Origin of the sequence: Novipirellula herctigrandis (genome assembly GCA_007859835.1) — a bacterium.
In the GTDB taxonomy this organism is placed as follows: Bacteria; Planctomycetota; Planctomycetia; order Pirellulales; family Pirellulaceae; genus Novipirellula_A; species Novipirellula_A herctigrandis.
The window spans coordinates 8160329-8186162 of record SJPJ01000001.1 but is presented as its reverse complement, the minus strand read 5'-3'; the positions used below and the strand labels follow the sequence as shown (position 1 = coordinate 8186162).

At 53.9% G+C, this 25834-nt stretch carries 11 protein-coding genes and 1 pseudogene; 4 read left to right on the top strand and 8 right to left on the bottom strand.

What is annotated here, in order from left to right; all coding sequences use genetic code 11:
- Positions 1-6 precede the first annotated feature (6 nt).
- The 8 genes and pseudogenes from cas1c to CA13_RS35865 form a co-directional block, all read right to left on the bottom strand.
- Positions 7-1038, bottom strand: coding sequence for a type I-C CRISPR-associated endonuclease Cas1c (gene cas1c / locus CA13_RS29630; RefSeq protein ID WP_146402811.1), 1032 nt, complete (start codon positions 1036-1038; stop codon positions 7-9).
- Positions 1035-1694, bottom strand: coding sequence for a CRISPR-associated protein Cas4 (cas4, locus tag CA13_RS29625; RefSeq protein WP_146402809.1), 660 nt, complete (start codon positions 1692-1694; stop codon positions 1035-1037). Before cas4 ends, cas1c begins: the two co-directional genes overlap by 4 nt.
- 12 nt (positions 1695-1706) lie before the next feature.
- A complete protein-coding gene (locus CA13_RS29620) occupies positions 1707-3914 on the bottom strand; it encodes a CRISPR-associated endonuclease Cas3'' (protein ID WP_146402807.1) in 2208 nt (735 codons plus the stop codon).
- Positions 3915-3940: 26 nt separating this feature from the next.
- Complete coding sequence (locus CA13_RS29615; RefSeq protein WP_146402805.1) at positions 3941-4789, bottom strand: type I CRISPR-associated protein Cas7; 849 nt, start codon at positions 4787-4789, stop codon at positions 3941-3943.
- The gene (locus tag CA13_RS29610) at positions 4767-6905 is read right to left on the bottom strand and encodes a hypothetical protein (protein WP_146402803.1); all 2139 of its coding nucleotides are present in this window, start codon (positions 6903-6905) and stop codon (positions 4767-4769) included. Before CA13_RS29610 ends, CA13_RS29615 begins: the two co-directional genes overlap by 23 nt.
- On the bottom strand, positions 6898-7539 hold the full coding sequence (cas5, locus tag CA13_RS29605) for a CRISPR-associated protein Cas5 (protein ID WP_146402801.1): 642 nt from the start codon (positions 7537-7539) through the stop codon (positions 6898-6900). Before cas5 ends, CA13_RS29610 begins: the two co-directional genes overlap by 8 nt.
- Positions 7540-9235: 1696 nt before the next feature.
- Positions 9236-9409 (bottom strand): PDDEXK nuclease domain-containing protein, encoded by a 174-nt coding sequence (locus CA13_RS29595; protein ID WP_419195001.1) that lies wholly within the window; start codon positions 9407-9409, stop codon positions 9236-9238.
- Between the two features lie 34 nt (positions 9410-9443).
- Positions 9444-9629 (bottom strand): annotated as a pseudogene (locus tag CA13_RS35865) (hypothetical protein); the annotation flags it as partial.
- 26 nt (positions 9630-9655) lie between these two features.
- Here CA13_RS35865 and CA13_RS35860 point away from each other — a divergent pair.
- The 4 genes from CA13_RS35860 to CA13_RS29570 all read left to right on the top strand — a co-directional run.
- A complete protein-coding gene (locus CA13_RS35860) occupies positions 9656-9847 on the top strand; it encodes a hypothetical protein (RefSeq protein ID WP_419195000.1) in 192 nt (63 codons plus the stop codon).
- A 1-nt stretch (position 9848) separates the two neighbouring features.
- Complete coding sequence (locus tag CA13_RS29580) at positions 9849-10100, top strand: hypothetical protein (protein WP_419194999.1); 252 nt, start codon at positions 9849-9851, stop codon at positions 10098-10100.
- Between the two features lie 562 nt (positions 10101-10662).
- Positions 10663-12507: an amidohydrolase family protein gene (locus CA13_RS29575; RefSeq protein WP_419194998.1), complete on the top strand. Its 1845-nt coding sequence runs from the start codon at positions 10663-10665 to the stop codon at positions 12505-12507.
- A gap of 1039 nt (positions 12508-13546) precedes the next feature.
- Positions 13547-25834 (top strand): cadherin domain-containing protein (locus tag CA13_RS29570; protein ID WP_419194997.1); only part of this gene is annotated, 12288 nt, incomplete at its 3' end.

The window sequence follows — 25834 nt, the reverse complement described above, 5'->3', positions numbered from 1 at the left end:
ATCTCCTTATTTCCATGCAAACGGAGGGTAGGCGTCCGAGTCGCCTCGCAAGTGTCTTGCCAAGAGTCGGCCTTGGATGTGCGGCACCAAGCCGAGCGTCATCTTTTCGTTCAGGAATGGATGCGTGACAGTCTCCTGCTTGCGTTTTTGGTAAGCCGCGACAATCGTCTTGCGTGTTGCCTCGTTCATCCGGATCCCGTTTCCCGGCTCCTCGACAAATCCGTTGGCTTTGACCTGCCCACGATTGATTAGCGAAAGAACTAATCGATCGACCAACACAGCACGGAACTCTTCCATCAAATCGAGTGCGAGGCTTGGCCGTCCAGGCCGGTCACGATGCAAAAAGCCTACCGCTGCGTCCAAACCAGCGGCTTCACAGGCTGACCGCAAATCGTTCGTTAACATGCTATAGAGAAACGATAGCATCGCGTTAACTTTGTCTTTGGGAGGCCTGCGTGTCCGACCGGAAAATACAAACTCGCCCTTACCCGATGTAATCAAGTCGTTGAAGACGCCGAAATACTCGGCACTGAACTCGCCTTCCATGCCACGCAGTTGATCCAGCGATAGCGAATCGTTGAGCGTTCGGATTGCCATGTCGATGCGGTTCGCCGTACGGGTCAGACGTTTGGTTGCATCGGACGCTGATTGATCGCGAACTCCACGTCGCAGAACCGTACGATAGTTTGCCAGCTTGCCGATGATGCAGGCTCGTGCAATCAGTTTGGCGGAATCCTGATCATCAGCGCGTCGATACTGCTCCCGCCGCAGCAGTACGTTTCCCGGCGTGAATCCGTGGACCGCCGCCAAAAAACGTCCATGTTCAGTCATGAATGTGATCGCGATCCCTTTCTGACCGCAGAATCCCATCAATTGAGGACTGATGCCAACACGCCCAAAACACGCAATGGAGCCAATGTTCAGCAGTGGCAGCCGTGTCTTGGATTCCTTATCGATCCGCACCACTACGGTTTCGGATTCCTTCCGTAAGTAGGCACCCTGCGTAAAGATAAACAACGTATTGAGGTGATGCTTCATAGTGAGTCCCCATCGGAAGGTTCGGCAATTCCGTCATCGACAATCGATTGCAGGTATTTCGCGGCAGTGGCACGAGGGCGTAGCGATTTCGGCATGCACCACTCCAACAACGAACAGCCTTTGCACTTTTGCTTGAACTTTGCCGTCGGCGTCTCACTCGACTCAACAAGTTCGCGCAGCCGCTTGGCTGTGTTTTCCGTCAAAGATCGCAGTGTTTCGTCGAAGACAACTTCTTCGCGATGCTGACTCTTAATGTGAAAGATCGCACCGACCGGCACGTCCACGCCAAGCATCTCTTCCAAGCACATGGCTTGAGCGCACAGTTGCGCCTCGTTATTGTCCCAGCGTCGCTTTTTTCCTCGTTTAAAGTCGACCGGATAAGGACTCGGCGGGCCTTCATCGTTGTCTCGCAGTTCCACCAAGTCACCGATGCCGATTAAACCCAGTCGATAGGAAACTAACCACATTCCAGTCACTTGCCGACGATCGGACCGACGTAAGCTCTTCGGTATGTCGACACGCTTATGAGCCAAAAGCCCTTCGCTGGTGAACTGGTTGTCCTTCCAAATCTGTTCATTCAAATGCAAAGCGGCCCTTCGCTCGCAAAACAAAAAGTCGTTGAGGTAGCGAATTGAAAGCAAGTCGTCGTCACTCATCTTTGCCCCTCGCTATGCAAATGCAACACCGCCATCGAGCAGTTCGACATTGTCAATGATTCCAGCCATGTAGCCCAGGAACTTGTCGTACTTCAACGTCCATTCAAAAACGCCTGGCCGCTGAACGATTGGTGACAAGGCAAAGTCGGCTCGCCGATTCGAATAGATTTGAACGCTGCCACTTTGCAAATCCTGAAACGAAACATGTTTATTGGCACGCAAGCGATTCTTGAGCGAAGGAAGCACGACGGCAACGTCGGTGTTAGAGTCGATCACTTTGAATCGCGATTGAACCTCTACAAACTGTTGCTTTTCTTCGGCCTCCAACAGCAACTTAGCATCGCTTTTCATTCCACAACGTCGAATCTCTCGCCGCATTGCCTCAGTGCAGAATTGAAGGGCCACTCTGTCTTCGCTAAACAATTGACCAAGAACTTCCGCGGAATCTTCAAAGGCGGGATGTTTCCGAAGGCGATGATCGAAGACGAGTTGAAAATCCCAAACATCTGCAGCCCCGTATTCACCCGATCGATTTACTCGTCCGGATGTTTGCAAAAGGCTGTTGAGCGACGAGCGTTCACGGAAACCTGTCCGGAATGAGATATCCACACCGGCCTCGACACACGATGTGGCGACCAATGTCCAATCGGTGTCGGATTTGTCATCAAGTCGTGATCGGATTCGCGATAGCGTCCGCTCCCGATGAACAGGGGCAAGCGCAGTCGATAGGTGTTCGACCGACCGCCTACCGGTTTTTGCCTTGATCTGCATCGCAATGTACCCGGCGGATTGAACTGTGTTGACGATCAGTAACCTTGGCCCAGAATGCCGGTCGACCCAATCAACGAGTTGATCCAAGTCCAACGGTTCTGACTGGGATTGGTAATGAATTCGCTCCGCCTCGAATTCACTACTGGCTTGACTGTGCGCTTCGTCAATCAATTCGGGGATTTGCACCGGCGGGCTAGCAAACTCGGGTAGGGTCCAGAATTGTGAAAGGGAACCGGAACCCATCACAAAATGACAATTCCATTCGTCCCGAAAACTTTGTAACCATTTCCACGCTATCGGCCAAAGCGATGCCGGAAGTGCCGCATGTGATTCGTCTATAAAAACAGCAGATGCAGCCAATTGATGCAGTTTGCGTAGCGTCCCTGTTCGTGCGGCAGCAAGTGTCTCGAAAAACTGAACTGCCGTGGTGACCACTATCGGTGCTTCCCAAAGATACGTCAAATGGCGTGATTGGGGATCAGAGAATTCGGCACGGTGATGATGTGCGGCAACGACATGTTCAGGATTCTCACCAGCTAGAACGAGGCACTTGCGGTAAACGTCAACACTTTGTGTGATGATATTCGTATAGGGTAGTACGACGAAAATTCGTCTCATTTTATGTTTACGCCCGACTTGCAGTAGGTGCGCCATGACCGCTGTGGTCTTGCCAGAACCAACCGGACTGTCGCAGGCGACGATTCCTCGCGGAACGTTTGAGCTGCGGCATGACGCGTAAACTTTCCCTCGCAGTTGATTGCGTTTGTCCTCTTTGTTGCTCTTCAGGCTTGCGACGTAGCGATCCAACTGCTTCAGTCGCTCGGATGGTCGCAGGTGAACCTGGGGCGATGGGTGAGCCTGTCCATAATTCGCAGACGTATCAAAGTGATCGGCGTCGACCAAACAAGACAATGCGAACCGGGATAGCAATTGCAGGTTTTTTGGAGATTGATAAGACACCTTTGATGAAGCAATCGGAAAGTCGGTTTCACCCTCATGAGCGTTCACGTACTCATCTAGGAATCGATCCGTTCGCAATTTGGTTAGACCCAAACTCTCGTCAACGGTAATGTCGCGCAATTGGTTCTGTTGCAACTCCGAGAAATCGGGCAGCCCACGATGATGAGAATAGATTAGTAGTGCCGCAACCATTGCGGCTCTTGATGATGTTCGTCGCAACATCTCCGCAGTCCCTGCATCAACATGATTGATTGGTAGCCTGCCTTTCCCTTCCGAAGACAATACGGCTTGATTCAATGGATCAAGCTTACCCAGATCATGAAACTCAGCGGCTAAGCGAACGGCGTCGTTGAAAAGGGAGGCAAACACCGTTTGCCCACTTGCCCCCATTGCTCTCTGAACTGCACCTGCATAGACCGCTTGGATGTGGTCGCGATAGGTCTGCGCGGTAATGCCGTCTTTGGCTTTGGGGCTATGGGCGTAAAGCATGGTTACTGAATTAATTGGAGATGAGGTCAAACCAAATCTTCGAGCATCACCTTTTCCGAAAAATCCTTCGGAAGCGTTGTTGGTACCTCGTAATCAGTCCAGGCTGTTGACGCTTTATCCGGTTCGTTCTTCTTGGTCGGCGCCAGCGCATCGATGAGTGCAAAGTCAGAGCAAGATCCAAGCTGTGACTTGTGTGTCATCACCCAAGCATGCCTGATTTCCACCATGGGGCGAGCGTGAGAACGCGTATGGGAATACGCAAGAGGAATCAGTGCCTTCATCAGATCGATATCACGCTGTGTACAACCCGATTTTGGTGCCATGGATGGGTTTACGAAGAATGGCATGCAATAGACGCCATGCGGTACGAATCGATAGCCCATCGGAGCCATTCCTCGATCTTTTCCTTCCTGAACTCCCGATTTATTGGTGTTCGTGTGCCGGCTGATTTCAATCGGCGCCACACTGATGCCGAGCCCAACTTGCACGACGCCCGTCTTAATCGATCCAGATGTGCCTTCTTCAAGAAACGTATTGCCAAACACTCGCCCGTCCCAATAGGCGTCTTTGAAAGTGCCGTCCTTGATTTGTCCTTCAATCGTTTTACGGTCACGACCTCGCGATTCAAGAATCCCAAACTCTTCCGCTGCGATTTTCAAGTCGCTTGAAATTTGATCCCAGACGATTCCGTCCTTGTCTTCGACTAAGTCACGCAGCTTTCGCTTAAACGAGACGGGTGAGATCTCGCCACGCCAATCTGGCCGCTGACGAGGATCGCTTTCCCGGTCAGGGTCACCGTTGGGATTAGAGTTGATGACTTCGATCACTAGCAATCCAGTCACTCGCTGCACATCATTCTTGGTCGCTGTCGTCATTCTCGTTCTCTCCGTTGGTGGTACGTGTATCTTTTGCAGGACGTGATAGGTAGCCGAGCAACATCGTTGCTCGATCGGAATCGTTGGTTCGGGTCGGAATGTCAAGTTCGGCGAGTTGGATCGAAACGGCACTGAGATGCGACAAAAGGTATTTCGCCAAACCGACGTTCTCACCCGTGTGTACGGTTTGCGCCCATGCTTGGTACGGTCGCATGCGTTCAGCGAGAACGGACAAAGCGTGTTCAGGCGTGCTGAGCGCCGTGGACATCAGCGAATTACCGACCAGCTGTGGTGGAATTTCTCCTTTGCGCACATGATAGCAGTATTGCAAATGAAGTTGATCGGCCAGGCCGAGCATGCGACCAACCCAGAACGCGGGGGTCTTCATATAATCTCCTTTGGGAATGCCGAGCTTCCAGAGCAACAAGCCCAGGATTCGTGGGATCAGAAGTTGGTGTTTTTGCTGGTTGCGAGCCACCGCATGAACGCGGCCAAGCCTGCTGGCTTGTCCGACTGCGAGCATCAAGCCGATTGTGTTCTTGAGCGTCACTTCGAGCAGGTTCGATGCTGTTCGATTCAACGTTTCGCCATGGTCAAGTAGAATAGAAAGCGAGTCGGCGACACCGACGGTTTTGCAAGAACTGGCGTGGGTCCCCTGTCGCAACCAAACCGTGTTGAGGCAACCAATGATCTCCGTGGTAAACGGTATCAGTGGCGTGCGCCACTGTGGTTTGTCACCTTTCTCACGCCCAAATTGCCGAACTTGGATCTCGGGAATGTTCAAACAGCCGTGTTGCCAATCTTCCGCTGATTTGATGAGGTGCGACTCGCTGCACCGGTGACTGTAAAGGACCTTGGTGCGAAATCCATCCGGTTTCGCGAGCACGAAGATGACTATTTCCTTCGAACCCTCCGATTCCTTGCGACCAGACAACGCCTTCGCAATCGTTTCAGCACAAGCTTCAAACTGACCTTCCGTTTGGAGTGATGTTGGATCTTCATCGCCATTGAGCAAGAACGCTAGCGCAGGTATCTGCTCGGGCAAATGCGAAGGATACGCAAAAAGTATCGACGGCGAACCGCTAATCGATGTGATGTCACACCATGTCACATCTTTCCGTTGGTCTCGCGAGATCCATTCCAATGCATTCTTGCACTGTTGCCGGATTGTCTGGGCAACCGGGAACGATTTGGATTCAGCGACTCCGTAGCGAACTTGACACAAAGATTCACGCGACATCGCCCTTATATTGATGTTCCCAAACCGTGACATTTTCACCGTAGGAAAACTCTTCTCACGTCCTCCATCCGTGGCTGCGAACGCGTCCGGCCGCAATGCCTTGCTGTTGTCCGACGCGGAAGCGTCACTGCCTTGAAGGCAGTTATTCAGGTGGTCAAAAACCGCCGGATGATTGACGGGATACTCAAATTCGTGTTGTTCACTCAGTTCCAATACGACCGAAAAGGACTTCGGTTTTTTCCCACTGGCGAAGAACAGTAAATCGAACCAAGTGACCGAGTTGTCTGAAGGCTTTGCGAATTGCTCGACGAGCCATGCCGAGAGGCGATTGTGAAGCTGTTCGCCGTCGAGTAGCTTGGCGCGTTCAATGATTGCATGCAACGGAGCCGATGCCTTGGTGTCGCTTACTTCGACGATCGCGGCAACATCATCAACAATGCTTCCGACGCACCCGTTTACCTTGTCCATCGCGTCACGTCCACCGCTTTTCTTGTTTGGATCGACCCAGCAAGAACGTGCGACTGCGACAAGTTCGGCAATCTGTTGCGATGCTTCTTCGATCGGAGGTCGCTTTTTGCTTCCCATTGACTTTCGCAATTTAGCTGCCGTTTCCCTGTGTTGTTCCTCGTCGAATTGCCATAGTGGCAGAATGTTGAATGATGGGAATGAATAGCCGGCTGCCTTTTCATACTTGCGTAGATTACTTAAGCGATCTGGATCAGTAATCGGGCGAATCGCAGTCACATTGGAGTCTCTACCCAAGTCCACAAAAAATGATTTCCCGCGTGGGCACTCTTTCAAAAACCGATGCCACGAAACAACTTCGACCCCCAGTCGATCGAGACTCTTCGACAGGTCGTAGAGTTCGTTAAGCATAGTGAAGCACTCCTTTGCGGATTTCAACACTTTGACGGAAGCTTGGTGAATACGTGCCGTGACTGGTTTCCGAAAAAACAGATTGCAGCATGCTTGGTAAGCAAGCGTTGACGCTCGGGCATGCCTTAGATTCGTCGCGGAGCGGCCCGACATAGTTCGGTACAAATTCCTTCCAACCTAAACAAGGCGTCGAATACCACTGGCCCTTGAGCAACCGACGTTGGAATATTTCTTGATAAGCATGGGCACCATTGATCTTGGCTTTTCTGTACACACCGCTTCGTTCGGTTTGCCCACGGTCATGTTCAACGCCAACTGCTTCGCCATAGATCCGGTAGCAAACATTGACCAATACAGTCGCTAAGAGTTGAAAGCTGTTGCCCTCTTTGACCGACTTTGATTTGCGCAGCGGTCCGCCGTAATTCGTCGTGAAAGTATGCCAAACCGGCATTGAACATATCTCAACTCGCGTCGGACGAACCACAGCCGACTTGAGCCAACATACGGATTCAAAAATTCCCTTGGCCGCGGAATAAGTGGGCGCCAGGTAACTGACAGGTGCGTCACCGGTGTCAGGTCGGGTCCACATGGCACTGGGGCCAGCAATTTCGATGGCAATAGGGTAAGAATTCATAACGTCACGTTGACCGCATATTCAGGAAGGAGATAGGTGGGGATGATTCTCAAGTTCATTGGGCCGGTTTGGAGAATCTAAAATGGGCAGGACCGCTTTGATGCGAGGTTCGACTGGGCACCACTGGCTATAGCAAACTCGGACCGATAGTTTACAACAGCTTGAATCGGGTGGCAATCTAATTGGTTTTGCTTTCGTCTCCAACTTGACGACTGAGTTGGGCCAGACGCGACTGACGCGGAGTTCTTTTTCTCCTATTGGGTTGTTGAACCGTGGTACCAAACGGGGCAATCGGCCCATTCGAGAAGAAATCCGGATCGGGTTACGTTTTTTTAAGCAAACGCCATAATGATCTCCATCTTTAATCCTCTGCCCATTCTTTCAGACTGGGACGCAAGGCTTTGCGTTCAACGCACGGACAGACGACTTGAACGTGTTTATCGGCTTAGATCGGGAAGCTCTCGTATCGCTGCGTGTAACCATGGCCTGTCCCTCAACTGGAATAGACTTCATTATAACGCATCGTGTGAGTGCCGCCTATTCAACGCACGAATCGGCTTGTCTCACCGTCCACAAATCCCTTTGCAACATTTGAAAATATTTCAGCATCCATTCCTATGAATGCGATTTACAGGATCTTCGTCCAAATGCGGCAACATCGGCTCCTTTGCAAAAGCTCCTTCTCGGACAATTTCATCGAGCGGACTCTTTTGATCAAACTTGGCCCGAAAGGAAATCACTTCGGGATCGAGATGTTCGTCGACTGGCACCGCTGATCGGTCTGTCTTAGTTTTATTAATGACGTGTCCTTGTGCCCATTTCGGGTCGCTGGGGTGTGATGATTCCAGCAGGATGCGCCACCTTTTTCGGATATTCAAGAACACGACATATGACAATACCTAAGCAGAAACAAATACGATAGTCTCCGCCCGGTTCATCCATAGAGCTAAGAAACCCAAGGGAAGAAGCAGCGGAAGCCATACGATTGCCCAACGGACAAGCAGTTGCGATTGGAAGCGAGTTCTCCATTGGTATTGACAACCGCCAATCTGAAATTGGCGTGACTCATCGGAGTACGAAGCGGCAGTTCCTGAAATTGGATCAGGGGGTTGCTGGCCAGTACCCAAGCAACGGTGTATGTGATGATCCATCCCAGCGAACCATACTATTGCTGGGGTCCTTCTCCTGTATAGAGTCCGACAAACAGCATGATCCAAATAAAGACGGGCATCATGAAGATCGACGTCGCTCGAAGCCCCCTGCTAACCTCAGCGGGTTTTTCCAGAAGTCCACTCAGGGTATCAGTCAGGAAGCTGACTTTTTTAACTTCACATCCTCAAGATTCGGCAGCACATGCGTGGCATCAACTGGTTGACTGCACACCAACGGCGATGTCGCTGACGGTTTCTGTAATCTCAGATCGTAGAAGTTTTCGTTAACGTTGACGCAGTCGATGCCACTTTTATTGGCCGACCGCGATGCCGCGGCTTGGCAACTGATGGTGGAAAGGGACGATATCCGATGATGGCCTGATCGCCCTGTTCCTGCATCGGAAGAATTTCCCCATCGGACAACAACCCGTACACTGCCGCCTTGCTCTTCACCGCAGTAATGAAGTCACGACGTGCCTCAGAGGCATATTTCTTTAGGTGCTTGTTTCCATGGCTATGCAGTGGGCAGTGGGCAGTTACTTGAGTTAACCGGCTTGCTGGTCGACAAATGCTTGAAGCTCTTCTTTCGTGGGCAACTCCAATTGATACTTTGAAATCAACAGTTGGTTATCCATGCCTGCGAGAGCGTGCTCGGCAAGCGTGTGGTCCTTTTGCGTGCAGAGCAGGACGCCGACGGGTGATTTGTCGCTTGAGTTCACGAACCGACCAATTTCCCTGCACGCATTGCGTTAGATAAAACGCCCGCTTGGAATCGTCGTCCAGATCAACAATCTGTTCGATGTGCGTGTACGAAAGTTTCTCTAGAATCGGTTTTACCGAGTCGATGGATTGTGGGGTCAACGCACCCACAATTTTGTCGAGAAAGCATCTGTCTAGTCTGCTTGGGCGGCAAACTTTCTCAGCTGCATGTCGTTGCATTTAGCTGATCGCCGAAACGCCTCCGGTTGTTTAAGGATGCGTTCAGCGATCGAGTCGGGGATGCGGCCTACCATCCGCGTCCGTTCGTCGGTGTCGAGCGTTTCGGCGATGCGGATGATAAGTTCCGCGGAGGGGGAATCCGCGTAGCCCAGTTTGCCGCTTTTGACTTTGCTGAGGTAGGTGAAGCCGACACCGACCCGCGGTGCGAGGCTGCGTAGCGTGTCCCCGGAGACTTTCTCAGTTCGTGGATTCAAAGGGCGCCAAGCGAGTGAGCGAGCTTGGAAAGTCAACGCCACCGAGATCAAACAGAACGGCTACAACCTAGACATCAAGAACCCTCACAATACTGGCACTGGTCCCGGCGATCCGGATGCGTTGCTGGCGGAACTGGATTCGATCCGCACCGCCAGTCGCCAGACACTCGACCAGCTTAAGAGTGAATTCGCCGCCGCGTTGGCAAAACAAAAATGACCGCTATTTCAAAAGTCGGCAATATTCTACAATCAGGACATGGCTTCCACCGGTCGCCATAGTTCCCGCGCCTACAACGGGTCTGGCGTACGGTTACCCGGCAGTGGCGGGGTCTTTCATGTATCGATTGTGACGCGGAGGCTCTTGGGGGGGACGCAGTTCCGTTGGCCCTAGCCGCAGTTCCCCGATCTTGGCAAGCCGATTGCCCCACTGTCCTTCTCGCTTCGCTTTGCCAGCGAGCGTGCTCTATTTAAATTTGCGTCTTAGACTCGCGAGCATGAAGTTCAACACGCGATTCCAACACGGGCCAGAGACGGCCAGTTTGAATCAGCGGTAGAGTTTTTGGGATTCTTGCACTGTTATGCCGGGAATTGGAAATGAACGTGTCATCAGCCATGGTATGGTGCCGTTTCCAAGTTCGCATGAGTACACATTGAAGCCGCGTTGCTTTTCATCCTGTGGCGGAGATAACAGCGGATGTCGATTCGCCGTTATTGACCCTTTGGACCATGCGATTGCGTATCCTCTTGTCCTCTACATCCATTCCGCCCCGGAGTTTCTAATGAGAATTAGATTATTTTGCGCACTCGCGTCATACAGCATCCTTCTTGCGTTCTGGCTTTGCGGCATTTCGCAAACCGAAGCACAGGAATACGACGTCGTTATCCTTAACGGACGAGTGATGGATCCCGAAACGGATTTCGACGAAGTTGCCAATATCGGCATTCAAGGCGGCTGGATCACAAAAATCACCAAGGACCCGATTAGTGGCAAGCAAACGATCAACGCCACCGGACATGTTGTAGCGGCGGGATTCATTGACACCGAACAACATGGCCTGACCGATTGGGGTATCAAGGTTAATCTGCGTGACGGCGTGACCACACAGATGGATTTCGAGGTGGGAGCGTTGAATATCAGTCAGTGGTATGCAAAACGCGATGGGAAACTTCAAGCGAACTTCGGGACGGTTGTGGGTCAAGAGTTCTCACGAATGCGAGTACACGATGGGTTGAAACTTGAAGGCCCCGACGTTTCGATGCCGTTCTTTTTTGATTTCCGTGCCGAGGCTGCCAAAGATGGCGTTGACGGATGGTCCGTGACGCGAAGCACGACCGAGCAAATGAACAAGATTTCGGCTACCCTCGACGAAGGACTAAGAGAAGGGGCTCTCGGGGTTGGTTCGACCATCGGCTATGCCCAGCACGGGATCACAACCTATGAGATGCTTGAAGCTCAGCGTGCCGCGGCGCGTTACGGCCGGTTGACGGCAGTCCATCATCGGTTTCACCCCAGCGCATCGACGCCTACGGAAGGGCCGACCGGGGCCAACGAGATCATTGTCAACGCGATGCTGCTTGATGCGCCGCTGCAGATTCACCACAACAATGATTACGGATGGTGGGAGATTGAGGAGAAGACCCAGCTTGCTCGCGAGAAGGGCTACAACATCTGGTCAACTTGGTACCCGTGGGATGCCGGATCCGGAAATGCCGGCGCTTCGATTCTTGCGCCGGCAACGTGGGAAACGTCGATGGGCTATAAGTACGAAGAAACAATCTACGATCCACAAAATGACAAGTACTTGACCAAGGACGAGTTCCTCAAACTGGCCAAAGAGGATCCCGGTTACATGCTGGTCGCATTTAGTCCACCGCGCAAGGAGTGGTTGAAAGAATGGATCAAGCTGCCTCATTTCGTGGTTGCGGGTGATGGGATGCCGACTGTCAACAGCAAGGGGGAACAACTGACATGGGATTCACCGTTCGAAGACTACGCCGGACATCCACGGAGCTCTGGATCGCACGCGAAAGTGCTGCGACTTGGCAGGGAGGCCAATGTTCCTTTGATGCACACTCTCTCTCAACTGAGTTACTGGACGGCCAAGCACCTGGGCGACACGGGGATCAAGGCGATGCAGGTGCGCGGCCGGATGCAAGAAGGAAAGATCGCTGACATTGTTGTCTTCGATCCCCAAACAGTGAAGGAGAACTCTGAGTATGCCGCAGGCAAGAATGGGTTGCCCTCGTCCGGGCTTCCCCACGTTCTAGTTTTTGGACAAATTGTGGTGAGTGATTCCAAGGTGCTCAAAGGAGTCACGCCTGGGCAACCGATTCGCTTTGCAGTTGAAGAGAAGGGCCGATTCGTTCCTGCGACGAAAGAGATGTGGCTAAAAACCTTTACGATTGATTCCGGTGGCGTCGCGCCACGCAAGAATGCCGCACCGAATTTACCAGCCAGTGAAGATCAATCCAAGTTGACGCCAAAGCAAAATTTATCCGAGCAATTTTGGTGGGGCGATCATCAACGACTCAATGACTTCGCCGGTTACTGTTGCGAGTATCACCAGTTGCAAGCGCGGTTCGCAGCCATGGAGCAACGTCGAACGCTTTCGCCGCAAGAGTAGGCGGGCGGTGAGCAGAAGCTACGAGTGCTTAGAGATCGACATCCTAGTACGTATTTCTTTCTCCTTTGAGGTCACTTAACCCGATCTCGCGGATGTTCGTTAACGCGTATCAAGTCGCGTTTCCGATCGATTATGCATGAACATGTCGAAATCAGGGATGATTCGGTCCGTTGCCTACGCCCGTTGTCGCGGGGACGCAAATGATTGCGCAAGACGGGCCGGCTCAGAATGCGGCCATTTCGGGGCGTCCGTTTGACGGTGTTGTCGTCCAGCCCAGCATTTATCAGGACATCCTGAAATTCGGCGGGCCGTGCAGCGTTGCTGGGTAGTTGGCTGCAGACATCCTTCAGTACAGGACTCGGCCATCAGCAAGAAAATTGAGATGTCGACGGCATTGGCATCGGCTGGGGGAAACCTGCCGACGGAAGCCTGCGTGAGCATTTCACCAACGAGCTGTTCTATCGCTTTTAGCTGACTGAGTTTTTCACAGTGACACCGGACATTCCACTGGTCGTCGATCCGGCGTTCAACCCAGATGTTGATGGGCTCGGATTCTTCGGAGTTCGCCTACGAGCCGCATTTTGAGCTGATCGGGACGCCGTCACGAGCCGCGTCTCAAAGTGGTTCCAACAACGCGTGGCTGGAGTCCGATCAGGCGAACAGCTAACCGGTGATGACAAAAGGAATGCAGAATCAGCCTGATGACTTTGTGGGTGATGACACGTAACGGCTTTCGTAATTCAAAAGTCACACATCTAAATTCGATTTCGTTACGGTGCCCCCCAAAAGAGAAGGTGCCGGTAGTAACGAAGTTTCTGATTGTAAACGCCGACGAGTTTCCTTCTCGCCCGGGTAGCGTTACGTATTCCCCGGCTTCAACAACAAGATCAATCCTCAAAATCCGAACATTCATCCTTGCGATTGAAATCGGCGTGGTTTCTCCGCTCCCGCCGAAAACCACTTTCGCTCATCCACCTATGCATGTTGTAACGTTTCATTGATGCATTGCGCAAAAAACGGAGCGCAATGGACTTCAAAAATGATACGGACAATGACCGTTAATGATTGGTGGATTCAAGCACGCCTAGCTTTCGACGAGCTTAAAGCGTCAGCCGAACGTGCTTTCCAAACCGAAACGCAAACGGGAAAGTTCACTGAACTAACCCAACTCGAAGATCGTGTGCTGATGAGTGCATCACCGATCGCGATCGTCGCTGCGCCTGAAGCAGATGTTAACCAGGACGCTGCTTCGCCGTCATCATCCCAGTCCGCTGATGCAATTTCGGAAACGGACCAAGCTGAAACCTTCGCAGAAGAGTTACGCACGCCCAGTGACACTCAGGCTCTACTAGACCAAGTTAATGGCGACCTACTGTCGGTTATCGATGGCCTGAGTTCTGATCCTGACTTGGCGACCTCGGACGATTTGGAACCCGATCACGAGCAATGGGTTACCGAACGAACCGATGACGCGGATACTTCAAGCTCACAAAGTGAGATTGTATTTGTCGATTCCAACGTCGCAAACTATCAGTCGATTGTCAGTCAGTTCGGTGACGGTGTCGAAGTGGTTGTGTTGGATTCGGAAACGGATGGATTAACGCAAATATCTGAATCGCTTGTGGGGCGAAGAGAAATCGATGCGATTCATGTTTTTTCGCACGGTGTGGATGGTGCTTTTCAGGTTGGTGCGACTTGGATTGATCAGTTCTCTGTTGAGTGGCAGGCGGATGTCATTGCATCATGGGGAACGGCATTATCAGCGGATGCCGACTTGCTTCTGTACGGCTGCAATGTGGCTTCCACCCACGAAGGATTGTCGTTCATCGAGCGAGTTGCTGACTTGACGGGTGCGGATGTGGCTGCCAGTAGCGACGATACGGGGCACGCTTCGCTCGGCGGTGACTGGGACCTTGAAGCTCAAACCGGCGCGATCGACGTCGATGCGATCGATGCAGATGATATGCGCGACTGGCAACATGTCCTGGCAATCACAGCAAATGGGACAGCAACGTCGGAACAATCGACCTCGGCTTCAACCTTGACTTGGTCTCATACCGTCGCAAGTGGTTCTAATCGAGCGATGTTTGTGACCCTCTCGATCGACGGTTTAGGATCAAGCGTCACGAGTGTGACTTACGATGGTGTTGCATTGACACAGGTTGGGCGAACCGCTGGAAACCATGCCGTTGAAATCTGGCGACTCGTCAATCCGACCGTTGGAACAGCCAACGTCGTTGTGAGCCTTGACGCAAGTACCGCTATCAGCGCAGGCGCAGTCACTTACAACGGCGTCCATCAATCGACTCCGACCGGAACGTACGCTAGTGGGAGTGGAACCAGTACGATCGCATTGCTTTCTGTATCAAGCGCGAGCGATGAACTTGTCATTGATGTAACGAACTGGGACAACCATCCGGTTGGCTACATGACTGGGGGGGGGCAATCTCAAGTATGGACGGAAACGAACGTGTTCCACCGAGGTGTCTCAACGACCGAAGCTGGTGCTGCGTCCGTGACGATGAGCAGTTCTGTATCCACACCCACTCAATGGGAAAGCGGTGCCGTATCCATCAAAGCAGCGGCCGATACGTCTGGTGGCGCCCTCTGGCTGACCACCGGCGCCGACGTTTCCTCGCCCAGCGGTGCTCCAGGGTTAGCCTTCTGGACCGAACAGACGGTCATCAAATTGGGTGATCCAAATTTGGAGTTCGAACCGGAAGCGGGAACCTCCAACGGCACTTTTTCCAGCGCCATCGACTTTGAGAATTTTGCTGACGCCAGCGGAGACGTCAACGCGATTCATTACGTCGGCAGCGCGATGACCGTGGGTGGCGTCGACCTACAAGCGGGCGACGTTCTGTTTACTGTAACGACCAACATGGCCTACACCAGCGCCAATTCAGTAAGTCCGGAACCAGGTGATGTTTATGTTTTCCAGCCCACTACCCCCGGCGACTACGGCAGCGGCACCTTCACGCAGGTGATCGATAGTTCGACGCTCGGCATCCCTAGCATCACCGCGTTTAGTCTCGTCGAATCGAGTGTCACCGTGGGTGGCAACGCATTGCAGGCAGGCGATTTCTTGTACGTCGCAGGGGACCAGGATATTCGGTTCTACGATGTCTCGGCGGGAAACGATTTCATGCTCGTCGATGGTTGGGGTAGCAACTTCTTCGGCGACTTTGGTGGCATCGATCTGGTGGAGCAGACGATGACGCTCGGTGGAACCTCTTTGAACGCCGGGCAAATTGTCGCTGTCAGCATGGATGACGCAGCCAATATGGGCACCAACTCAGTATCAATCCTGCAACAGGATGTGTTGGTATTGGATGTGCATCCTAGCAATACAACGGCAACCGTCGAACTGTTAATGGAAGGTGCCGATTTTGGCTTCGATGGAAGCAAGGATTGGGACGGTTTAGCGCTGGTGCCCGCTGCTGCGTCAAACACAGCGCCCGCGATCGGTCTGCCCGGCGCGGCAGTGAACTACACCGAGGGCGACGGCGCGGTGATGATCGATGCGACGGCGACCGTGGCGGACTCCGACTCAGCCGACTTCGACACGGGCACTCTGACCGTTGACTTCACGGCCAACGCCACGGCGAACGACCGCTTGGCGATCCGCAACGAAGGAACGGGCGGCGGGCAAATTGGTGTCAGCGGCTCGGACGTAACGTATAACTTTGGCGCCGGCGCGGTTACCATCGGCACCTTCGCTGGCGGTACCGACGGTGCCACACCGCTAGTGATCACGCTGAACGCCAACGCGACACCCGCCGCAGCGCAGGCATTGCTGCGAAACATCACGTTCGAGAATGTGTCGGCGGATCCGAGCACGCTGGCCCGTACCGTGCGGTTCGTCCTGACCGACGGCGACGGAGGAACCTGCGATGCGGTTACGCAAACCGTAAACGTTGCCGGTGTACCTTCCGCGGTTGATGCCCTGGACGACACGTTCAACACGAATGAGGACACAGCGGGTGTGTTTGACGTTGTGGCGAATGACGTCGACCCGGAATCGCAGCCGATCACGGTACTTGGGTTTGCTCGCACGGTCGCCAATTACGACGCGGGAACGAGCGGGGCTGCGCCCGATCCGACCAGCGGGGCGGGCGGAAGCTGGACACTGGATGAAACCGAAGACGGCGACATCGGCGGTGGGTCGGTGACGGCTGGCGCCGTGGCCGATGACCTTGGAACCGGCTTCGACGCCTGGAATTTACAGGATAATTCCAATGTTGCAGGAGCGGTCAGGTACACCACCAGTTTGTCTGGAGCAGACACGGCACTAGCGACGGCCAATGGCTGGATGTTGTCGACCACAGCTCGGATCGCGGACGACCTCGCTGACGATGGAGCCATCTACTTTGCTTACGGCGACGGGACGACTCGATTCCTTGCTTGGTTCGACCTGAACATTGATGGAGATCTGGTGGTGGCGTTGCCGGACAACGACGGCGGCCACTCTCTCACCATCACCAGCGGCGGCACGGGGATTGCCGAATACCACGAATTCGCCATCGCCTACGATGCCGGTACTGGAACCGCGGCCTTCCTGGTCGATGGAGTTCGTGTCGATGACGGGACTTGGGACGGATATTCCACTGCGTCGACGGTGGGCGTTGTCTTTGGTTCTGGTTCGTCGGCACAACAAGGAAGCGTCAATTTCCACCGTATCACGATGGAGGTGTACGACCAATCGGCGACGACCGCCGCCGGGGCCACGATCACCAACAACGGCGACGGCACCGTTACCTATGACCCGGCCTCGAACTATCACGGCGCCGATAGTTTTCGCTATACCGTTCGCGATGCGGACGGTTATCTCGACTCCGCCAACGCCGCCGTCACCGTCGATTCGGTCAACGACGCGCCAATAATCGATTTGAATGGTTCCGATGGCGGCGGAACAGCTTTTGCCACGACCTTCACGGAAGCCGGTGGCGCAGTCAACGTGACGGATGCAGACGCGGTGATTACCGACGTCGACGATAACACCTATCAGAATCTGAATGTCAATCTAATCGGCTTCTCGGACGGCGCTGACGAGCAGGTCGTCTTTGCCGGTTACACCTTTACCTATGGAACGGCCGAGGTGGTTGTCCAAACCGTCGGCAGCACGGATATCGAAATGGACTTCGATGGCTCTGGGTTCAGTGTCCAGAAGGATGGCGGCGGTGTGTTGCCGCAGGTTGATCTGCAGGCATTGATACGGGGAATCAAGTACGACAATCTCTCGCTGAACCCGACCGCTGGCGATCGTGTGATAGGATTAGCAACGCAAGATGCCCTCGGTCTACTCGGTCCCACGGCCAGCAGCACGATCACCGTGACACCGGTCAACGACGCCCCGGCGACCAACGACGAAAACTACAACGTCGATGAAGATACCACGTTGGATGTCACGGCGGGGGGAATCCTGTCCAACGACACCGATGCCGAGGGCGATCCGCTGACGGCTCGACTGGTTAGCGGACCCAACAATGGAACATTATTGCTGAATCCGGTCGGTGTCGCGGGCCAATCAAACCTGACCCTGAACGCAGCCGACGACCGACATGCGTCGTGGTCGCCAGATGGATCAAAGATTGCATTTCGCAGCGACCGAGACGGAAATGACGACATCTACGTGATGGACGCCGACGGATCCAATGTCACTCGGTTAACCTTTACGGGAACCGCGACTGAAGGAATGCCGCGATGGTCCCCCGATGGAACCAAGATCCTGTTCCACAGTGATCAAGATGGCAACGACGAGATCTACGTGATGGATGCCGACGGTTCGAATCAAACTCGACTGACGAATGATGCATCATCAGACAACGGAGCGTTATGGTTTCCCGACGGCAGCAAGATTGCCTTCCGCAGTGACCGCGATGGTGACTACGAGGTCTATGTCATGGATGTCGATGGATCGAACCAAACTCGTTTGACCTTTACCGTTGGTGATGATAGCGCTCGGGACTGGTCCCCGGATGGATCGCAGTTGCTGTTCACTAGCGAGCGGGACGGCAATAGCGAACTTTATCTGATGGATGCCGATGGATCGAACCAGACTCGGCTGACCAACGATCCGGGATCGGATGGCGGCGCATCATTCTCGCCTGACGGCTCTCAGATTGCATTTCGCACCGATCGTGACGGAAACAACGAGCTCTACATCATGGATGCGGATGGCACCAATCTACGGCGGCTGACCAATAGCTCAGGCACGGATTCCGGTCCTGATTGGTCCGCCGATGGCTCGCAAATTTTGTTCAATGGCAACAATTCAGGCAACTTTGAAGTTTCCGTCTTGGATCTTGAGTCGGACGGTGGATTCATCTATATCCCCGATGCCAATTTCAACGGGGCTGACAGTTTCACTTACGTTGCCAATGACGGAACCGAGGATTCATCGGTTGCGACGGTCAGTATCACGGTTGATCCGGTCAACGATGCCCCGATCGGAACGGATAAGACGATCACGGTGGATGAGGACACAACCCATACGTTCACATTGGCCGATTTTGGTTTTTCTGACATCGACAGTGATTCCTTTATGCAAGTATGGATCACTGCGTTGCCCAGCAGCGGAGACCTGCTCTTAAACGGATCGACGTTTGCCGCGAACAACTACATCGATGCCAGCGACATCACGCTCGGCCTTCTAACTTACGTTCCGAACGTCGATGAAGCCGGCACCGGTTACGCGACATTTGAATTCCAGGTTCAGGATGACGGCGGGACAGCCAACGGCGGGCAAGATCGGGATTTAACCAGCAACGCGATTACGTTTAACGTCACGGCAATCAACGACGCTCCAACCTTCGTTGCACCGGATGGCGTAGCCCTGACCGACCCCAGCGGCGCGATTGACTTTGTCCAAGCGATTGTCGTTCAGGATGACGGTAAGATTCTTGTCGGAGGATACGGAACCGGAACCAACTCGTATGACCAAACGATCATTCGTTACAACGTCGATGGATCATTCGATCCAACTTTCGGCACCGACGGGGTCGCGCGTGTCGATACGGGTGGTGCCGATTACCTGCACGGCATGGTCCTTCAGTCGGACGGCAAAATTGTTCTCGGCGGACGGACCGGTAGCGACTTCCTGTTAGCGCGACTCAACCAAGACGGCTCGCTTGACACAACGTTCGATGGCGACGGCAATAACGATGGCATGATCACCACCGTCTTCAGTGGATCACTGGACGGAATTTTTGATCTGGTGATTGATCCGAATGACAAAATTGTCGTCACAGGGATGGCGTCTAGCGGGGGTGGAAACGAGGATATCACGATTGTCCGTTACAACACCGACGGAAGCCTTGACGGAACCTTCGGCACCGGTGGCGTTGTCCAAACCGGCAGCCCGCAGGACGAACAGGCCAATGCGGTGCGGATCGATGCAAACGGCCACATTGTTGTCGCCGGTGAAATGCACAATGGAACATCCTATGACTTCTTCTTAGCTCGATACGACAAGTCGACGGGTGCGCTCGACACGAGCTTTGGCGGCGGCGGAACCGGTTATGTGTTGACGGATTTCGAGGGCGGGATCGATGAGATTCAAGGGATGGAGATCTTGGCGACCGGTGAGATTCTGGTGTCGGGATATGCAACCGTCAGTGGATCGATGGACCTCGCTGTAGCACGCTTCGACAACAATGGTGTTTTGGATGCGACATTCGGTGGTGGATCTGGATACGTGACGGTGGCAATCGGACTAGGAACCGACAAGGGTACGGAGTTGGCAGTACAAAGCGATGGCAAGTTTGTTGTCGTCGGAGAAACCCATAACGGCACTGACAACGACGTGCTGGCCGTACGATTCAACAGCAACGGCACGTTGGATACGGGGTTTGGCACGGGAGGCACAGGTGTTGCTACCTTTGACCTTGGCGTCCAAGAATATGGCAAAGCGATTGCGATCCAGAGCGATGGCAGCATTCTACTTTCCGGCTATACCGGGGAACTATCCAGTTACGATGCGATAACCATTCGCCTGAACAGTGACGGAACACTCGATACAGGTTTTGGTCCTGAAGACACGCTCGATGGCGCCCCAACGTTCGTCGAAGATGGGGCGTCAATTGTCCTTGACGTAGACGTGCAGATCTTAGATGCAGAACTAAGCGGGAGCGACGATTTCGGTGGCGCATCGGTGACTCTGGAACGGAACGGCGCAGCGAACGCCGAAGACGTTTTTAGCGCGACGGGCAATTTGGTTTTTAATACAGGGGCATTAGAACTTTCATCGTCAAACATTGGCAGCTATACCAACGCGGCCGGGACGCTGACGATGACGTTTGCGGCGGGAACGACCAACGCCCAGGTTAACGAAGTCATGCGATCGATCGCATATAGCAACAGCAGTGGTGCCCCTCCGACAAGTGTGCAAATCCATTGGAGCTTTGACGACGGGAATGTGACGGATCAGGGCAGTGGCGGAGCGTTGTCGATTAGTGGAAGTACCACCGTTACGATTTCTGCGGCAAACGACATTCCCGTTGTGGCGGATCTTGACGGCGACACGCTTACCTACAACGAAGCCGATGGAGCCGTCTTACTGGATCAGGGGACCGCTGCGGCCGTTTCGGATGTCGATTCCGCAAATTTTGACGGCGGGACGATCACAGTTGACATTACCGCCGGTGGTGACTCAGCAGAAGATGTCTTCGGGATCCTGCATGAAGGAATTTCGGCCGGTCAAGTGGCGGTTAGTACCAACGACGTACTATACGAAAATGTCTTGGTCGGTTCCTTTTCGGGCGGCAGCGGGGGAAGCCCGCTTGTGATTACCTTTAATGCGAGCGCAACCGCCGAGACTGTCACACAAGTCCTGAACAATATCACGTATGAAAACATTGATACTGTTACCCCAACAACGACAACGAGGTCCGTTTCGATCGTTGTGACTGATGGAGACGGCGGGACTAGCAGTACGATATCAACGTCGATCAACGTGGTTTCGACGAACGCGCTTCCGAGTACTGGAATTTCGAGTACAACCGCTCCGAAAAATGTCGCTTCGACCCTCATTGTGCTATCAGGTACCGACTCGGATGGATCGATTGAGAGTTTCGTGCTTAGTAATTTGCCAGCGAATGTTACTCTCTATACTGATCCCGCTCTCACAGTATTGGCAACGACCGGGGGCGACCTTCCTGCCAGCAGTGGTTCGCTCACTTTGTATGTTGTGCCAGATGCCGATTGGATTGGCACCACGACATTCCAATTTGCTGCGAGAGACAATGAAGGTGGTCTTGACGCGACCGCAGCTACTGGGACGATCACAATTACTTCCGTTAATGACTACGCTCCGATCATCAGCTCCGATGGCGGCGGTGCGACGGCCACCGTAAGCGTAGATGAAAACAGCGTCACGGTGACGACCGTCGTCGCCAGCGATGCGGATGTACCAGCCCAAACTCTTACGTATTCAATTTCTGGCGGGCTCGATGCGGCAAAATTTACAATCGATAGTTCCACCGGCGTGCTGACGTTCATTGCCGCACCCGACTTCGAAACGCCAACGGATGTCGGCAGCGACAACGTTTACCAAGTGATTGTCGAGGTCAACGACGGTGCAGGCGGAACGGATTCGCAGGATCTCGCGGTCACGGTGAGCAATGTCAATGAGCTTCCCGTTGGTGTCGACGACAACACCAGCACGGATGAAGACACTGTACTAACAGTCGCTGCGGATGGAGTATTGGCGAACGACACGGATGAGGATGTCATTGCTACAGCAACCCCCGGAAGCACGCTGAACTATGACGCGTTTCTGGACAGCGATGGCAACTGGGGAAATACAACGGCCGAAGCTGGCTTTGACTTCACGCTGGATAACTTTGGGACGGAGGTCACTTACAACCCATCGCCGACGACCTCTTACGGCGGGATCACTGCGGCCTATTCGTTCTCCGGAACAAACAGCGGTGCCTGGATGCCGTCGCTCGAAAGCGTCAGCGGTAACCCATCGGACGCTTCTGCAAGTTTCGAAGTCTGGTTTCGTACAGACTCACTCACCGGCCAGCACATAATTTTCGAAACGGGTGGAGTCAATAATGGTACGAGCTTGTATCAGGACGGCTCGGTCATCCGGTTTGCCACGCTCACTTCAGACGCGGTGCCGGATGAAGTTGCCGTTGATCTTTTGACACTCTACGCCGATCCAACCGCAGAGTTCATTCAGGTGATCGCAGTGATCGACCTGGAAGTTGGTGAGCTCCGGCTCTATGTGGACGGGGCTGTTCAGGACACAACGCCTTTGTCAGGGATCAATGGAACACGATGGGCTGGTCCAGATGGAACCGGGCTGGGTAAGGAATACACCAACGTCACCACTGGTCCAGCTGCGGGAAGTGGCAACCTGGATGGCGAGATCGCGATCATCCGGTTCTATGAAAGTGCGTTTGATGGTGCTGAAGCCGCCACCAATTTTGCTGCGATCACGGGCGACGTCCTAACGGTAAGCGAAGTGGAAGGCAATGCAGCCAATGTCGGTACGCAGTTCGCTCTGGCCTCAGGGGCGCTACTGACGGTGAATGCTGACGGGTCGTACGAATACGATCCAAATGGCCAGTTTGAATCACTTGCGTCCGGCAACAGCACTACGGACAGCTTCTCCTACACCGTCCGTGACCGAAGCGGTGCAACGGACACGGCCACCGTCACCGTGACAATAAACGGGGTCAATGACTCCCCCGTGATCACCAGCGACGGCGGCGCAGCAACGGCGGCACTCAACGCGGCAGAGAACTCGACGGCAGTCACCACCATCACATCCACTGACGTGGACCTGCCAGCCCAAACGTTGACGTATTCGATCGTCGGAGGAGCCGATGCAACATTATTTACGATTGACGGCTCGACGGGAGTTCTAGCATTTGGTTCCGGACCCGATCGAGAAAGCAATACCGATGATGATCTTAACGGCGTCTATGAAGTGACCGTGCAGGTATCCGATGGAACCGCCGCCGATACGCAGGCGATTAGCGTGACCATTACCGATGTTGACGAATTCGACGTCGGCAGTATCAGCGACAGCAATGGAACGACCAACGAACTCAATGAAAACGCGGCTAACGGCACAACCGTTGGCGTGACCGCGTTGGCGTCTGACGCCGATGCAACCAACAACGTGATCACTTACTCGCTCGACGATGACGCGGGCGGACGGTTCGCAATCGACGGTTCGACCGGCGTGGTCACCGTGGCCGACGGGACATTGTTGGATCGGGAAACGGCAGCCAGTCACGACATTACAGTGCGGGCAACGTCCAGTGACGGCAGCTTCGACACGGCGGTGATGACAATCAACGTCAATGATGTTGATGAGTTTGACGTAGGAACGATTACCGACAACGACGCTGCTGGCAATTCAGTCAACGAGAATGCAGCCAACGGCACGACGGTTGCTGTAACTGCGTTGGCCGCTGACGCTGACGCGACCAATAACACGATCACCTACAGTTTGGATGATAACGCTGGCGGACGGTTCGCGATTGACGGTGCGAGTGGCGTGGTCACCGTGGCCGACGGCACATTGTTGGATCGGGAAACGGCAGCCAGTCACGACATTACAGTCCGAGCCGCCAGCAGCGATGGCAGTTTTAACACGCAACTGATGACAATCAATGTCAATGATGTTGATGAATTTGATGTCGGCACGATTACTGACAGCGACGCTGCAACAAACGAAATTGCTGAGGATGCAAATAGCGGCGACTCGGTTGGCGTGACGGCCTCGGTCGCGGACGCCGATGCGACCAACAACACAATCACGTACACGCTCGATGATAACGCCGGCGGACGGTTCGCGATCGACGGATCGACCGGCGAGATTACCGTCAATGCGGCTCTCGACTATGAGACGAATTCCAGCCATATCGTCGTGGTTCGCGCCGTCAGTAGCGATGGGTCGTTCAATACTCAGAGCTTCACGATCAACGTGACCGATGTTTCCGAATCGGGTGCTACCGCAATAGTTGACAATGACTTAGCTGACGATTCAGTATCGGAGAATGCAACAAACGGAACGACGGTTGGAGTGACTGCGTTCTCGGATGACGTGGACGCCACAGATACGGTCAGCTATTCGCTAGACGACAATGATGGTGGCCGATTCTCGATCGACGCCAGCACTGGAATTGTCACCGTCGCCGGCGCGATCGATCGCGAAACCGACGGAGCCACTCGGTCGATCACCGTTCGAGCGACCTCCACCGACGGGTCGTTCCAGACGCGAGTCTTTGCCATCGCGATTGACGATGTCGACGAATTCGATGTAGGAGCGATCACCGACAATGATGCTACTGCCAATTCCGTTAACGAAAATGCCGCGAACGGAACGACGGTTGCCGTGACTGCGTTGGCATCGGACGCCGATGCGACTAACAACACGATTCTCTACTCGCTCGACGACGATGCTAGTGGACGGTTTACGATCGACGGTTCGACCGGCGTGGTCACCGTGGCCGACGGCACCTTGTTGGATCGGGAAACGGCAGCCAGTCACGACATTACAGTCCGAGCCGCCAGCAGCGATGGCAGTTCGAACACGCAATTGATGACGATCAATGTCAATGATGTTGATGAATTTGATGTTGGCACGATTACTGACAGCGACGGCGCAACAAACGAAATTGCTGAGGATGCAAATAGCGGCGACTCGGTTGGCGTGACGGCCTCGGCCGCGGACGCCGATGCGACCAACAACACAATCACGTACACGCTCGATGATAACGCCGGCGGACGGTTCGCGATCGACGGTTCGACCGGCGAGATTACCGTCAATGCGACTCTCGACTATGAGACGAATTCCAGCCACAGCGTGAACGTTCGGGCGACTAGCAGTGACGGATCCTTTAATACGCAAAACTTCACGATAGCCGTTACCGACGTGTCCGAGTCCGGTGCGACGCCGATTGTCGACAACGATGTGGCGTCGGATTCCGTGGCCGAGAATTCGATCATCGGAACACCGGTTGGAGTGACTGCGTTCTCGGATGACGTGGACGGTAGCGATACGATCAGCTATTCACTGGACGACAACGATGGCGGTCGATTCTCGATCAACGTCAGCACTGGAATTGTCACCGTCGCCGGCGCGATCGATCGCGAGACCGACGGAGCCACTCGATCCATCATGGTTCGGGCAACCTCCACCGACGGATCATTCCAGACGCGCGTTTTTGCCATCGCGATTGACGATGTCGACGAATTCGATGTAGGAGCGATTTCCGACAGTGATCTCGGTGCGAATGGGGTCAATGAAAACGCAGCCAACGGAACAACGGTTGGCGTGACCGCGTTTGCTTCGGATGCCGATGCG